This is a genomic window from Paraburkholderia phymatum, assembly GCF_038900715.1.
GTDB lineage: Bacteria > Pseudomonadota > Gammaproteobacteria > Burkholderiales > Burkholderiaceae > Paraburkholderia > Paraburkholderia phymatum_A.
Genome location: NZ_JAYMRZ010000025.1, coordinates 94,433 through 106,852 on the forward strand (window position 1 = coordinate 94,433; position 12,420 = coordinate 106,852).

Genomic DNA, 12,420 nt, shown 5'->3' on the forward strand with positions numbered 1-12,420 from the left:
CGAGCAGCACATCCCGCAGATCATGGAAAGGCCATGCAGCGTCAATTCGAAGACCTTCTTCTGGGCAGCATCGAACTGTTCTGCCTCGCGGCCGAGCTGGAGAGCTTCACAGTCGCCGCGACGGCAGCGAGCGTGACGCCCGCTGCCGTGAGCCGGTCGGTTGCGCGCCTGGAGTCGCGTCTCGGCGTGCGGCTCTTCGTGCGCACGACGAGACAGATCAGGCTCACCGATGCCGGGCGCCGTTACTTCGAGCAATGTCGTCAGGCGCTCAACCAGCTTGCCGATGCCGAGCGCGAAGTGACGGGACAGCAGAGCACGCCCACAGGCGTCTTGCGCATCAGCATGCCGACGCCGTACAGCCATTACCGCGTGTTGCCGTTGCTGGCCGAATTCCGCGCGCGCTATCCCGGCGTGACCGTCGAGGCGCATCTGAGCAACCGCAACATCGACTTCGCCGACGAAGGCTTCGATCTCGCGATACGAGGCCGCGCGCCCGACGACTCCGGACTGATCGCGCGCACGCTCGAAGATGCCGAACTCGTCGTCGTGGCATCGCCAGCCTATCTGAAAGCGGCCGGCAAGCTGGAGACACCCGACGATCTGATCAACCACGAGTGCATTCAGTACGCGTTGCCGAGCACGGGACGCAATCTGCCGTGGCTCTTCGCGCGAGAAGGCGAAGAACTGGAGATGATGACGCGCGGCGGATACAGCACGTCCGGCGACGTGCTGGCGGGCGTCACCCTCGCGCGCCACGACGCGGGCCTTTTTCAAACCTATCGCTTCGTCGCGGATCGCGATCTGAAGGACGGAACGCTGCGCGAAGTGCTCACGCCGTATGGCGGCCGCACGCGTCCGTTCGTTTTGCTGTATCCGCATGCGCGGCATCTGTCGTCGCGTGTGCGCTGCTTCGTGGACTTCCTGATGGAAAAGCTGAGAGCACAATAAACCCATGCTGCCGAATGTCGATTCGATCGCCGCGCGTCTGCGGCTCAAGCAACTGCGTCTTTTGATCGCGCTCGACGAGCACGGCTCGCTGCATCGCGCCGCCGACGAAATGGCGTTGACCCAGCCCGGCGCAACGAAAGCGCTGCGCGAGATCGAGGCGACGTTCGGCGCGACGCTTTTCACGCGCTCGCCGCATGGCATCCAGCCGAACGAACTCGGGCGCTGCGTGATCCGCTACGCGCGGCTGATCCACATGGACGTCGCGCATCTGCGTGAAGAGATGGAAGGCATTCTGCAAGGCTCGGGCGGAAGGCTGGCTGTCGGCGCGATCACGGGCGCGATATCGGGCGTGCTGGTCGACGCGTTGACGCGTCTGCGGCAAAGACAGCCCACGCTGACGGTCGAAGTCGTCGAGGACACGAGCGCGCGGCTCCTCGCGCTGCTCGACCAGGGGCGGCTCGATCTGGCCATCTGCCGCAAGACCGTCGCGCGGCAGCCCGATCACTACGACTATCAAGAACTGAGCGACGAGCCGGCTGCGGTCGTCGCGAGCCGCGCACATCCACTGGCGGACGCGCAAAACGTGAAGCTCGCCGATCTCGCGTCTTCCCGCTGGATCGTCTATCCGAGCATGATGCCGCTGCGCGGGCTGTTCGAACGCGAGTTCAAGGAAGCAGGGCTCCCCGTGCCGCCTCACACGATCGAAACCGCGTCGACGATGACGACGGTGCTGATGCTGCAGCGCGACCCGGCACTCGTTTCGCTGATGCCGCGCGACATGGCTGCGATGCTGTCCGATCATGGCCTCGCGCGGACGCTTGCAATCGAAGTGCAGTCCCGTACCGAACCCTATGGCATCGTGACGCGGCGCGGTTCCGTGTTATCGCCCGCCGCGCGCCTGATGATCGACGAACTCGGATAACGGGCAAACACGCTAACGGGCGGCGAATACGTCACGCTGTGCCATTCATCGCAGCGGCGCGGCGCGGAACGGCTCCGGCGCGTATTCAGATGCCTTCTAACCCGCCTTTGAATGCCCAGCCGAATGCCTCCATCTCGGACTTGTGCAAGGTAGCCAGCCGGAGCAGAAGGCGCTCGCCCCTGGACGTCAGATGCACCTCCACCTGGCGTCGGTCGCTGCGGCTTGTCTTGCGCGCGACGAGCCCCGCCGACTCGCAGCGCGACACGAGCGCCACCGTGCCATGAGGCGCGGCTTGCAGCCGCTCCGCAAGCTCGCCGACCGTCGCCCAGTCGCGTCCTTCGATGCCCTGCACATGCAGCATCAGCTGATACTGCAACGGCGTGATGCCGGCCGTATGCGTCACCTCCTCGGAAAAGCGCAGGAAGCGCCGCAACTGGTAGCGGAACGCGGACATCGCCTCCAGATCGTGCTTGGTCGGGGCTTCGACCGCAGCGGCGGAACGTGCTGCCATGGGAGACTCCATCGATGTCGGGTGCTGGTTGAAATTATGTCACTGCGTGACTAATATCGATTCATGGCGGCGAATTGGCGCATCGTGCGCAAAAACGCGCCGACGAATCAGTGTGCGCATTTCCGGTAGCAGATGAAATCTTACGTCGTTCTGCTCGCAGCGTGGATGGCAGCGTTTGCCGCAGCCGGCGTTCGTTCGGCTGGCGCGGACTCGCAGGCTGTCGTGCTCGCCAACCTGCCATCCGGTTCCGGTCTCGACCCGGCGCTGCTACAGCCGCAGCCTCCGCCCGAACGGCATCGCGCGTCGACGCCGTCGCCCGCCATCATTCACGGTCCGTCCTACCTGTCCGCGTTGCGCGACTACGATCTGCTCGCACCCAGGCACAGGCTGTCGTATAGCCCGTCGGCGGGATTCAAGCTGAACGATCGCGGCGACTAGCTCTCGCGCGTCAATGCACGACGGGCGTATGGCCCTCGTATTTCTGCAGCGACACGCCGACCACATGTTCGTGCCATATCCCGCACTTCGCGACGACAGGCATCCACGACTGCTTGCTGCGCACGCGGGCAAACCCGCGCATCGTCACCGTCGACTCGACGGGTTGAGCGCCATTGTTGCCGGGGAAAATGCCGCTGCCGCCGTCGACCTTGGCTTTCAGCACGCGGCGATCGGGCGCCAGGAACATATCATAGCGTGACGTAGTGCGAATCCAGCGGTCGAGTTCGGCGATACAGTTGATGACGGCGGGACGCACGTGAAGACGCGTGAGGTACGCATAGTCGTCGGGTACGTCGGCCTGGGACGGGGACTGTGAAAACGCGGCGGTGCAGAACCAGATAAGGCACAAGATGCCAGATAGAGCGGTGATGCGTTTCATTGCGGGCTTTTCATGGCGACGTGGCGCATCGGGATTCAATGCGATGCACGTGCGTCGCGAAACGTTCAAGGCGCGAAAGTATACTCGCTCTCGCTGGCTCGTATCGCCGCGCGCGTTTCACCAGCTTTCTACGCGCTTCAACTTGCCCTGACGGACCGAAAATTGAACCTCTCTCATCTCGCTGTCGCCGCGCTCGTGTGCGTGGCGCTCGTCGCGTGCTCGCGCAAGGACAGTCTCTTTTCACTGGCGCCGAACTACTCGGCGCAAACGGAGCAGACGGCATCGGATGTGGCGGGATGCATCGCCGGCCGCTGGCAATCGAGCGTGCGGCATTTGAGCGAGGTGCGGGCGAACGGCGCGGTCAGCATCGAGGCGCAGTCGCTGTTTCGCGGCATCGCGATCGGTGTCCGGCTCAGACCGCACGCGAACGATACGCTCGTCGAGTATTTTCAGCGCCGCGTCGCCGATCCGATCTACCGGTCGATGGTCAGGGAATGCACGCGAACGCTGGCGTCAGCGGAGCACTGATCGCCGCTCAGAATTCCACGAGCGCAAAGTCCTGCTTGCCGACATCGCAGAGCGGGCAGCGCCAGCTTTCCGGCACGTCGGCCCAGCGCGTGCCGCGCGCGATGCCTTCCTCAGGCAAGCCGGCTGCCTCGTCGTAGATCCAGCCGCAAATCACGCATACCCACTGCTTGAATTCGTCTTTGGATGACGGCGTTTGCGTCGCAACCGCATCATTCGATCCGCGCGATTCCGCCGCAGCCGCGTCGTTGTCATGATCGAGCGACACGACGAGCGGTGTCGGCCGCTCAGCGGCCGGCGCATCAAGATAGCGTTGCAGCGCCTGATGCAGGGCTGTCGCTTCGCTCAGGTTCAGGTCGATCCAGAAGGGATCACCGGCGCGATCGTTGAGCCGGTCGGGCGAGAACTGGATTTCTACAGCAGTGGCTTTCTTGTACATGCGAAATGAACGACGGGTCTTGCCAGCCGCCGTCTAGTAGAAGTGACGCAGCAGCGCGCTGCACACCACGGCCGCGACGCCTACGAGAGAGAGAAACTGGAGCAGAGTCAGCGAGCGGCGGCTATTGGCGCGATTGGGTGTCGACATGAGATTGAACGAAATGATTGAGGGGCAGATCTGATGCTGCGTTTCCGTGAAAAACGCGAGCCCGGATTGTAAACGTTCATTCGTTCGATTGAATCCTGGCTGGATTCTTTTCCCCGTCGAGTTGCGTTGGTCGGGGTACGGTATGGATGACGCTTGACTGATGTGAGAGACGCCTGATTATCGCTTACACGCCGGACCGATATTCCTTCCTTATGGTTAATAGATTCTTTCGGCCAAGGAGTTGTGCGCGCGCCGTTATGCCGCGGGGCCGATGGAATCAGCCATCGACATGGAAGGACGCTTCTCGAAACAGAAATCTCATTGCGGCAAGCGCGATCGGGATCGAGTTGCCGCAAGCAGAAACCACCGCGAAAAGACTACTGGCCCGAGGTCGTCGACGCCTGGCCATGCTCCGCCTGCCGCGCGGCGTCTCTCGGATCGCCCGACGTATTCCGCACGCGATCTTCGGCACGATAGTAGTCGGCGTTCTGGTCGATCTTCGCATACGACGCAATGGGTGCAGCCAATCCGGCGAAACCAGCAAGTGCAAGAGCAAACGCAAGGGTCTTCATTTTTCAACTCCTTGTCCGATCGTTGCAACTTCAATCGATTGACGCGAGCGCGCAAGCTCACGCGGCCTTGGCAAAGTCGTTTGCTAACGTCGAAGCCATGTCGACGCACGTCAGCTCGACATAACAGACGCAATGCCCGAGCCTCGTAAAAGGATAGTCGCTGGATCGCGAGGGCGTTAGTTTTACCGAAGCGGGACGTGCGCCAGGCCACGCATGCGCATGCACGACGCGCACACGATTCATCACATCGAGCCGCCTTTGCCGGACGGCATCAGCACTCGCGCGAGCCCGTCCATATCCTTGACGATCAATCGCACCGATGCACGCGCCGATGATCTGCTCGCGTGCGGTCGCAATAGCTTGCGTGAGGCTCGGCGGCGTGACGACGATCAGCGTCGTGATCAGCGCCCAGTATCGCTCCGGCAAAGTCACGAGCCGTGCGGCGCCATAGCTGCTGAGCACGCAGCCCGTCAGCGTGCGCGCGAAACGACGCGTCTCGGGCGAGATCATCACCCTTCTGGTCCAGCGTTGCTGTTGAACAGTCATCGGGGGTTTCCGTCTAAACGCATGGCGCGATGCGACGGCTCTCGTCCGCTCTCGTTTGCGAACGCGCGGACATCCGTCGCCGGGGAACATACCTTGCTTGCGCGACTCCTTGTCTTCGAACGGTCTTCACTACCAGGAGCGCCCCTTCCGATGCCGCAACCCCACGCCCGCCGCATGCTTTCCACAGCCTTCGACGCCGCCCGCATCGTTCGCATCGCCCTGTTCGCCAGCGCGCTGCTCGCGTTCAATGCGCAGCCCGCCGACGCGCAGGCCTTACCCGCAAGCGCATCGTCGGGTGCATCCGCTACAGCGTCGGTATCGAATCGAGGCACCCAGAACGCATCGCCCGTCGTGCCCGTTCCGCCTTCGGACTTGTACGGCGACCTGTATCGCGATGTCGAACTCGCGCACATTTATCCGGACAGCAAGACATTCGCCGACATGGTGCCCAACGTGCCGCCGAAGGAGATCGTCGCCGATTATGCCGGTCAGAAACCGGACGCGCATTTCGATCTCAAGTACTTCGTCGACGAGCGCTTCACGCTGCCCGCGCGCGAAACGAAAAACTACGTATCCGATCCGAACCAGAGCGTCACCGCGCATATCGACACCCTGTGGTCCGTGCTTCGGCGAGACCCCGATTCGACCGCGAGCGCGTGGTCGTCGTTGCTGCCGCTTCCGCGTCCGTACATCGTCCCCGGCGACCGCTTCGACGAAATCTACTATTGGGACTCGTACTTCATCATGCTCGGTCTTCGACAGAGCGGCCGTGAAGATCTGCTGAAAGACGAACTCGACAACTTCGCGACGCTGATCGACCGCTACGGCCACATTCCCAACGGCAACCGCACGTACTACCTCAGCCGCTCGCAACCGCCGTTCTTCGCGCAGATGGTGCGTCTCGCGGCCGAACGCGAAGGCGATCAGGTCTATCTGCACTATCTGCCCGCGCTGCGCAGGGAATACGCTTACTGGATGGACGGCCAGAACCAGATCGCGCCCGGCAGTGCATATCGTCATCTCGTGCGTCTGCCCGATGGCACGTTGCTCAATCGCTATTGGGACGAACGCGGCACGCCGCGCGATGAATCGTATCGGGAAGACGTCGTCACCGCACAGGCGACGCCTCAACGCAACGCAGAAGACCTGTGGCGCAACCTGCGCGCGGGCGGCGAAACGGGCTGGGATTTCAGCTCGCGCTGGTTCGCCGACGGCAAGTCGCTCGCGACGGTCGAGGTCACGTCGCTGATTCCCGTCGATCTCAACTCTCTGCTCGTCGATCTCGAACGCACGCTGGCGAAGGCGTATCGCGTGCAGGGCGACGCGTCGCACGCGGAAAACATGGAGCAGCGCGCGGCCGTGCGCGCCGAAGCGATTCGCCGCGTCGCGTGGGATTCGCAGCTCAACGCGTTCGGCGATTACGACTTCGTCAAGCATCAGCTGACGCACCGGCTCAGCGCGGCGACCGTCTATCCGCTGTATTCGGGCATCGCGACGAAGGCGCAAGCGGCGTCGGTTGCCGCGACGGTTCGCGCGCGTCTGCTGCGTCCGGGCGGCATCGCGACGACGACGGTCCAGTCGGGACAGCAATGGGACGAGCCGAACGGCTGGGCGCCTTTGCAATATCTCGCGGTGACGGGCTTGCGCCGCTATGGCCACGCGGACCTCGCGCAGCAGATCGCGACGCGCTGGATACGCACCAACGTCGCGTACTACCAGCACACGGGCAAGCTGGTTGAAAAGTACGACGTCGATGCGAATGCGGGCACGACGTCGGCGGGCGGTGGCGAGTACCCGTTGCAGGATGGATTCGGCTGGACGAACGGCGTACTGCGCACGCTGATGTCGATGTACCCGAACGCGGCGGGCCGCGCCACGCGTCCCGCCGATGTGCCTTCGGGTCCGAGCGGCGTATCGGAAGCGGCATCGGCGGCGGCCGCTGCGCCGAAGACCACGCACCGTCTGCGCGCGACGCCGGCGCAGTGATTGTGCGCGCGCTGTCACGTGGCATCCGATCCTGAATTGGAGGACGCCACGCCCTTCACTCCGTCTAACTGCTTGTTACGAAACTCGCAGACGTGTTGCACCTTCGCCTTGGGCCGCCGCGTACACTGCGCTGACGCTATCGGTGCGCATCGGCTCGTGAACGGTATTGAATTCAGCCGCGCCGGCTCAACATCGGATCGAACAATTGAAACGGGGTATCAGCATGACAGCATTCGGTAAGGCCACGCTTGCCGCCGCAACGCTTCTTGTCGCCATCAGCGGGACGGCGCACGCGGCGGGTTGCATCAAGGGAGCCGTGGTCGGCGGCGTCGCGGGGCACTACGCGGGGCATCACGCCGTCATCGGCGCGGTCGGCGGCTGTGTCGTCGGGCATCACGTCGCGAAGAAGCATGCCGAAGAACAGGCGGCGCAGCGTCAGGCAGCGCACGCGCAATACCAGTGACTTTCGATGAAGCCCGCGTGCGGTGAACGGCACGACACTCTCGATTTAATTCTGTCTTAATTGTCGCGGTTCATTATCCGTACGCAGACAGTCATTGATTTCTTTCCCCTGTACGTGCCGCCAGTGCATCGGCGGCATCTTTTTCCGCGCGGTTCACAAGCCATCCGCACTCGCGGGAAACGAAGAGAAGAGGTACACCACCATGTCGCACAAGTCGCGAAGCCGCAAACAGACCCGTCCCGCCATGTCGCCGCTTCTGCGCGCGCTGACGTTCAGCCGCGCCGCGCACGAGCCCATCACGCGCGCGATGCTGCTGCAGGCATACGCGAGTCTCGACGCGTTCCGTCGAGGTCGTGGCTCGCGCGAGCTGTACACGACGCTCGGACGGCAACTGCTCGTCGCCGAAGAGCTCGGCCGCATCGGCCATCTTCCTGAAGCACTCGACGATATCGCCGAAGCGCAGATCGCGATGACGGACATCGACGCGATCGAGAAGCGGCACGGCAAGTGGATCATCGAGGGTGACAACTACGCGTGGCTGACCATCGCGCTCGGCATCTTCGAGCGGCAGCTCGCCGCTGCATCGCTGGATGACATCGCGAAGGCCGAAGCGCGGATGATCGAAGGCCTGATGCGCATCGAACAGCAAATCGCGCACGGCACCCTGGCTGCGACCGTCACGGCGTAAGTGCGCGGCTGCTTCATGCAGCACTTCATGCGGCGCGCGATCCAGCGACCTGGCCTTCGCGCGGCATGAGGCGAAAGGCCCGCGTTAGAGCTTTTTCAACGCCGACTGCATCCAGTCGTGAACGTCGTGGATCAGCTCCTGCGGCGATCGTTCGGCAGGCGACAGCGTAGGACCGACGACGACACGGATGTGTCCCGCGCCCGTCGGCCAGCCTTTCGCGGGCCACACCTTGCCCGCGTTATGCACCACGGGCACGATCATCGCGCCCGTTGCGCACGCGAGACGCACGCCGCCCGATGTCAGCCTGACGGGCGCATCATGCGGCACGCGCGTGCCTTCCGGAAAGATCACGACGATATCGCCTTTCGCAAGTCGCTCCGCCGCTTCACGCGTGACGGCCACATGCGCCTGACGAGGCGAGCCGCGATCGAGACTCACCATGTCGAGTCCCTTCAGCACCCAGCCGAAGAAAGGGATACGCAAAAGATCCTGCTTGAACACGAAGCTGATCCGGCGCGGAAAGAGCGCGAGAAACGCGAGCGTCTCCCATGTCGACTCGTGCCGGCAGAGGATGATCGACGGCTCTTTCGGCAGATGCTCGAGGCCTTCTATCGAGCAGCGGATGCCCGGCAACACGCGCATCACCCGCACGAGCGCGCGGCACCACAACGCCGCGAGCGCATAGCGGCCCGAGCGGCTGACAAACGGATAGAGCAGCAGCATCACGGTGGACCAGATCGTTCCGCTACCCAGCAGGTAAACGATGAAAAGCCATTTGTTGAGCACAGCGCGCATGTTATGTGGCATCGACGGATAGGGAGCGAAGGCGCAAGCCAAACCCAGATACTAACCGGCGATGCGCTATCCGCACGCGGCAATGCTGCAATGCGCGCGTCATCGACGTCGAGCCATCCGTATTCTTGACGTTTGATCCGCTACCGCGCCACACGGCACGCGACGAAGAAAACGCCGGCCAGAGCCGGCGTTCAGTCTTTTGTTTTGAAGGCCGAGGTCGCCGGGCGGCGCCGGAAGGCCGGATGTTCGGCAAAGGCTCGCGCCGCGCGGCGCAGTTGCCTGGCAGACGCCACAACGCTTTGCCTCTTTCGACTTGTCGTGATGCGCAAACTTCCCCCGTGCGCGAACACAGTATCGCCGACAAATGCGCGCTGCTATGTGGGCGAGCCAACGTTCAGACGAAACCTGCCGCGCGTGCCGACGTTCAAATCACGCGTCGCGTGAATCGTTCTCCTCTTCATCGACGCATCCGTTTGCACATGCCTCTCGCGCGAACGCGATGCTTCGGTAGCGGCGAAGTCTGGGTCCGGAACTTCCAGATTGTGAGCGGCGCGCAGCGGCCTTACGCTCCAGTCTCACGTTGGCGGCACCCATCGCCCGTGCAAAGGAGACGTTCATGCTTTCCGCGTTGGTCGAAACAATCGGTGCGCTCGGCATTCTGGCGAGCGTCGCAGCGAAGATCGCCGAGTTGCGCAAGCAGTACAAGCGTTGCGCAAAAGTGTGCGGCGATAAAAAAGCCCCTCCGAAGAGGGGGCGATGAACCGCGTGAAGGCCGTGTCTTTCGTTTCGGCCCGAAGCGTCATCCATTTTCCCACGATGCGTGTTGAAGGGACCGCCGCGAGCGTCGCCGTCAGGCCAGCTTGATCGAGGCCGGCTCGGCCGTCGTATAGCCTGCCGCCGCACTTGAGCGATCCTTGAAGTTCACGCGCATGAGCGGATCGAGCGTGGATTGCGCCTTCGCATGCAGGCTGCTCCAATCGCCCGCATGCTGGACATTGCTGATGATGTAGGGCGCACAGGTTCAAACACGTCCAGCGACAGGAATCAGCGCGCCTGTGATGCACTGCGCTTCTTTCGACAGCAGGAACGCGATCACCGCTGCGATCTGCTCCGGCGTCACCCAGCGCGTGAAATCGGCGTCGGGCATGTCGGCGCGGTTCTGCGGCGTATCGATGATGCTCGGCAAGATCGCGTTGACGGTCGCGCCCTTGTCCTTGAGTTCTTCGGCAAGCGCTTCCGTCAAACGCATCACGGATGCCTTCGACGCCGCGTAGGCGCCCATCCCCATCCCCGCCTTCAACGCGGCCATTGCGCCGATGTTGACGATGCGTCCGCCCGCCGCCGCAGTCAGATGCGCAAGCGCCGCCTTCGACGCGTTCAGCGTCGTCTTCACATTCACGTCGAACATTCGTTGCCAGGTTTGCGCGCCGCCATCGGCGAGCGTCTCCCAACTGAAACCGCCCGCCACGTTGACGAGCGCGTTCAGGCCGCCAAGCTGGCTCGCGATCGAATCGATCGCGCGTTGGGCAGCTTCCGGTTCCGAGAGATCGACAGCGCTCGCGATGCAGGCCTGCGCGAGCGGCGCGGGCAAGTTCGTAGGCGCCGCTCCGCGTCCGACGAGCGCGACTTTCGCGCCGCGCTGCGCCAGCACTTGCGCCGTGACGAGACCCAGGCTGCCGAACGCGCCCGTCACGGCGACGATGGTTCCATCGAGACTGTTCATGAAGTACGCGCTCCCAAATCTTTGTCCGCCTCATGCCGCTTCGAAAACGAAATGCCGTACGCGTTGCTGCGCGCCGCGAAGATTTCGTCGGGCGGAAAGCCGATGCCCTCGGCAAGATGCGAAGGATCGAACACGGTGCTGTCGCACGATTCGCTCGCGTCAATCGACGTGACTTCGATCGTGCCCAGCCGCATGGCCTCGCGATCGTCCTCGTCGGGCCAGCGCTGCGTCACGTCCATCGTCGGATCGCCGGGACGGTCGAGCAACGCAAGTACATGAAAGCGCGCCTTGCCCGCCGCGATCCGCTGTTCGAGATCGGCGCGCAGGAAATCGGCGCTTCTGTCTTTCGCTTCATCGTCGGAGAGCGTGACCTCGCCTTCGGCGGGCACGATCTTGAACTTGATGAAACGCGTCTGTCCCGCCGCATTGGTCGCCGGAAAGGCATGGACGCCCCAATACGTCGTGCCCGCGAAGCTCCCCGGCAGCGGCCTCGCCGCCACATGGCTCGCCTGGTTCAGCGTTTCAGGATTCGCTGCGGAAAACGCCTTCACTTTCTCCGCGTCGGGCTTGCCGTCCGGACCGGGAATGCGCGCCTTCAGAAACGCCAGCATCTGGTCGAGATTCTTCGCGAAGTGAACGGGTGCGCTTTCGGTCAGCACATCGGTGAACGGGCCGTCGTTTTCGAGCCTGAAACTGAAGCCTCTCAAGACCAGCTTGTTCGTATCCGCGACAGCAGGATTGCCGCCGCCCACCGAAACACGCGCAAGCACGCGCGCCGGCTTGTTGAAGCTCACGGACTTCGTGACCTGCGATACATCTTCCGATGGCGTGTAGCGCCCTCGCACGCAGATCCCTTTGGCAAAGCTTGCGCGCACGCCCTTCGGATTGCCGGCAACGGCCTTCAGCGCATCGACGACGGCTGCCGGCGTCGCCGCGCCAGGCTGATCTTGCTGCGAACCGACTGTATTACCGCCTTGAGCATTCATATGACTACTCCTTTTTAGTCGATGCAGACGCTGCGTCCACAGACCAGTTTTAGAGCAATCGAAACGAAAGCGCACGCTAAGAATGACTAAAGGCGATTACTTCATTGCGCGTTGCACGCGGCAACGGCAGCACGGCGCGCAATGTCCACGCGATGCGCTCACTAAAACAGGACGATCGGACAAAGAGGCGCGACGCAAGGGCAATGGCCGATTCCACATATTGCCTCATAGTCGCTCACAAGACGGCATCGAGCACCATGAATCATCTGTTGCAGCAAGCGCGTTCCTGAAC

At 63.0% G+C, this 12,420-nt stretch carries 16 protein-coding genes; 8 read left to right on the top strand and 8 right to left on the bottom strand.

Annotation, left to right across the window (positions count from 1 at the left end):
• Positions 1–33: 33 nt before the first annotated feature.
• Both VSR68_RS34080 and VSR68_RS34085 read left to right on the top strand, forming a co-directional pair.
• Complete coding sequence (locus VSR68_RS34080; RefSeq protein ID WP_342943974.1) at positions 34–948, top strand: LysR family transcriptional regulator; 915 nt, start codon at positions 34–36, stop codon at positions 946–948.
• Between the two features lie 4 nt (positions 949–952).
• Entirely contained in the window at positions 953–1,870 is a 918-nt protein-coding gene (locus tag VSR68_RS34085; protein WP_342943975.1) for a LysR family transcriptional regulator, read from the top strand.
• A gap of 85 nt (positions 1,871–1,955) precedes the next feature.
• On the opposite strand, the gene VSR68_RS34090 is transcribed toward VSR68_RS34085, so the two are convergent.
• Positions 1,956–2,381 carry a MarR family winged helix-turn-helix transcriptional regulator gene (locus tag VSR68_RS34090; RefSeq protein WP_342943976.1) on the bottom strand — a complete coding sequence of 142 codons (426 nt, stop codon included), beginning with the start codon at positions 2,379–2,381 and terminating at the stop codon, positions 1,956–1,958.
• Positions 2,382–2,513: 132 nt separating this feature from the next.
• On the opposite strand from VSR68_RS34090, the gene VSR68_RS34095 reads away from it, so the two are divergent.
• A complete protein-coding gene (locus VSR68_RS34095) occupies positions 2,514–2,819 on the top strand; it encodes a hypothetical protein (protein ID WP_342943977.1) in 306 nt (101 codons plus the stop codon).
• A 10-nt stretch (positions 2,820–2,829) separates the two neighbouring features.
• Here the strand turns inward: VSR68_RS34095 and VSR68_RS34100 are convergent, their stop codons facing one another.
• Positions 2,830–3,258, bottom strand: a complete 429-nt coding sequence (locus tag VSR68_RS34100) for a BspC domain-containing protein (RefSeq protein ID WP_342943978.1) — start codon at positions 3,256–3,258, stop codon at positions 2,830–2,832.
• Between the two features lie 162 nt (positions 3,259–3,420).
• On the opposite strand from VSR68_RS34100, the gene VSR68_RS34105 reads away from it, so the two are divergent.
• Positions 3,421–3,786 (top strand): hypothetical protein, encoded by a 366-nt coding sequence (locus VSR68_RS34105; RefSeq protein WP_342943979.1) that lies wholly within the window; start codon positions 3,421–3,423, stop codon positions 3,784–3,786.
• A 7-nt stretch (positions 3,787–3,793) separates the two neighbouring features.
• On the opposite strand, the gene VSR68_RS34110 is transcribed toward VSR68_RS34105, so the two are convergent.
• The 3 genes from VSR68_RS34110 to VSR68_RS34120 form a co-directional block, all read right to left on the bottom strand.
• Positions 3,794–4,222 (bottom strand): rubredoxin, encoded by a 429-nt coding sequence (locus tag VSR68_RS34110; protein ID WP_342943980.1) that lies wholly within the window; start codon positions 4,220–4,222, stop codon positions 3,794–3,796.
• A gap of 524 nt (positions 4,223–4,746) precedes the next feature.
• Complete coding sequence (locus tag VSR68_RS34115; RefSeq protein ID WP_342943981.1) at positions 4,747–4,941, bottom strand: hypothetical protein; 195 nt, start codon at positions 4,939–4,941, stop codon at positions 4,747–4,749.
• Between the two features lie 57 nt (positions 4,942–4,998).
• Positions 4,999–5,487: a hypothetical protein gene (locus tag VSR68_RS34120; protein WP_342943982.1), complete on the bottom strand. Its 489-nt coding sequence runs from the start codon at positions 5,485–5,487 to the stop codon at positions 4,999–5,001.
• Positions 5,488–5,661: 174 nt separating this feature from the next.
• Between VSR68_RS34120 and treF the strand changes: the two genes are divergently transcribed.
• From treF to VSR68_RS34135, 3 genes are all read left to right on the top strand, one after another.
• Positions 5,662–7,473: an alpha,alpha-trehalase TreF gene (gene treF, locus VSR68_RS34125; protein ID WP_342944021.1), complete on the top strand. Its 1,812-nt coding sequence runs from the start codon at positions 5,662–5,664 to the stop codon at positions 7,471–7,473.
• Positions 7,474–7,696: 223 nt separating this feature from the next.
• A complete protein-coding gene (locus VSR68_RS34130) occupies positions 7,697–7,936 on the top strand; it encodes a hypothetical protein (RefSeq protein WP_342943983.1) in 240 nt (79 codons plus the stop codon).
• Between the two features lie 202 nt (positions 7,937–8,138).
• A complete protein-coding gene (locus tag VSR68_RS34135; protein WP_342943984.1) occupies positions 8,139–8,624 on the top strand; it encodes a hypothetical protein in 486 nt (161 codons plus the stop codon).
• An 84-nt stretch (positions 8,625–8,708) separates the two neighbouring features.
• On the opposite strand, the gene VSR68_RS34140 is transcribed toward VSR68_RS34135, so the two are convergent.
• Entirely contained in the window at positions 8,709–9,419 is a 711-nt protein-coding gene (locus tag VSR68_RS34140) for a lysophospholipid acyltransferase family protein (RefSeq protein WP_342943985.1), read from the bottom strand.
• A gap of 616 nt (positions 9,420–10,035) precedes the next feature.
• On the opposite strand from VSR68_RS34140, the gene VSR68_RS34145 reads away from it, so the two are divergent.
• Positions 10,036–10,179: a hypothetical protein gene (locus VSR68_RS34145; RefSeq protein ID WP_193727715.1), complete on the top strand. Its 144-nt coding sequence runs from the start codon at positions 10,036–10,038 to the stop codon at positions 10,177–10,179.
• Between the two features lie 261 nt (positions 10,180–10,440).
• Here VSR68_RS34145 and VSR68_RS34150 read toward each other — a convergent pair whose 3' ends face one another.
• Positions 10,441–11,142 carry an SDR family NAD(P)-dependent oxidoreductase gene (locus VSR68_RS34150; protein ID WP_342943986.1) on the bottom strand — a complete coding sequence of 234 codons (702 nt, stop codon included), beginning with the start codon at positions 11,140–11,142 and terminating at the stop codon, positions 10,441–10,443.
• On the bottom strand, positions 11,139–12,128 hold the full coding sequence (locus VSR68_RS34155) for a catalase family peroxidase (RefSeq protein WP_342943987.1): 990 nt from the start codon (positions 12,126–12,128) through the stop codon (positions 11,139–11,141). Before VSR68_RS34155 ends, VSR68_RS34150 begins: the two co-directional genes overlap by 4 nt.
• Between the last annotated feature and the right edge of the window lie 292 nt (positions 12,129–12,420).

What these genes read in the sequence shown, in the direction of transcription:
- treF (WP_342944021.1), top strand. Translation starts at nt 5,662, where the DNA reads ATGCTTTCCACAGCCTTCGACGCCGCCCGCATCGTTCGCATCGCCCTG.
- VSR68_RS34140 (WP_342943985.1), bottom strand. Translation starts at nt 9,419, where the DNA reads ATGCGCGCTGTGCTCAACAAATGGCTTTTCATCGTTTACCTGCTGGGT.
- VSR68_RS34155 (WP_342943987.1), bottom strand. Translation starts at nt 12,128, where the DNA reads ATGAATGCTCAAGGCGGTAATACAGTCGGTTCGCAGCAAGATCAGCCT.
- VSR68_RS34110 (WP_342943980.1), bottom strand. Translation starts at nt 4,222, where the DNA reads ATGTACAAGAAAGCCACTGCTGTAGAAATCCAGTTCTCGCCCGACCGG.
- VSR68_RS34145 (WP_193727715.1), top strand. Translation starts at nt 10,036, where the DNA reads ATGCTTTCCGCGTTGGTCGAAACAATCGGTGCGCTCGGCATTCTGGCG.
- VSR68_RS34130 (WP_342943983.1), top strand. Translation starts at nt 7,697, where the DNA reads ATGACAGCATTCGGTAAGGCCACGCTTGCCGCCGCAACGCTTCTTGTC.
- VSR68_RS34120 (WP_342943982.1), bottom strand. Translation starts at nt 5,487, where the DNA reads ATGACTGTTCAACAGCAACGCTGGACCAGAAGGGTGATGATCTCGCCC.
- VSR68_RS34080 (WP_342943974.1), top strand. Translation starts at nt 34, where the DNA reads ATGCAGCGTCAATTCGAAGACCTTCTTCTGGGCAGCATCGAACTGTTC.
- VSR68_RS34085 (WP_342943975.1), top strand. Translation starts at nt 953, where the DNA reads ATGCTGCCGAATGTCGATTCGATCGCCGCGCGTCTGCGGCTCAAGCAA.
- VSR68_RS34100 (WP_342943978.1), bottom strand. Translation starts at nt 3,258, where the DNA reads ATGAAACGCATCACCGCTCTATCTGGCATCTTGTGCCTTATCTGGTTC.
- VSR68_RS34135 (WP_342943984.1), top strand. Translation starts at nt 8,139, where the DNA reads ATGTCGCACAAGTCGCGAAGCCGCAAACAGACCCGTCCCGCCATGTCG.
- VSR68_RS34115 (WP_342943981.1), bottom strand. Translation starts at nt 4,941, where the DNA reads ATGAAGACCCTTGCGTTTGCTCTTGCACTTGCTGGTTTCGCCGGATTG.
- VSR68_RS34150 (WP_342943986.1), bottom strand. Translation starts at nt 11,142, where the DNA reads ATGAACAGTCTCGATGGAACCATCGTCGCCGTGACGGGCGCGTTCGGC.
- VSR68_RS34095 (WP_342943977.1), top strand. Translation starts at nt 2,514, where the DNA reads ATGAAATCTTACGTCGTTCTGCTCGCAGCGTGGATGGCAGCGTTTGCC.
- VSR68_RS34090 (WP_342943976.1), bottom strand. Translation starts at nt 2,381, where the DNA reads ATGGCAGCACGTTCCGCCGCTGCGGTCGAAGCCCCGACCAAGCACGAT.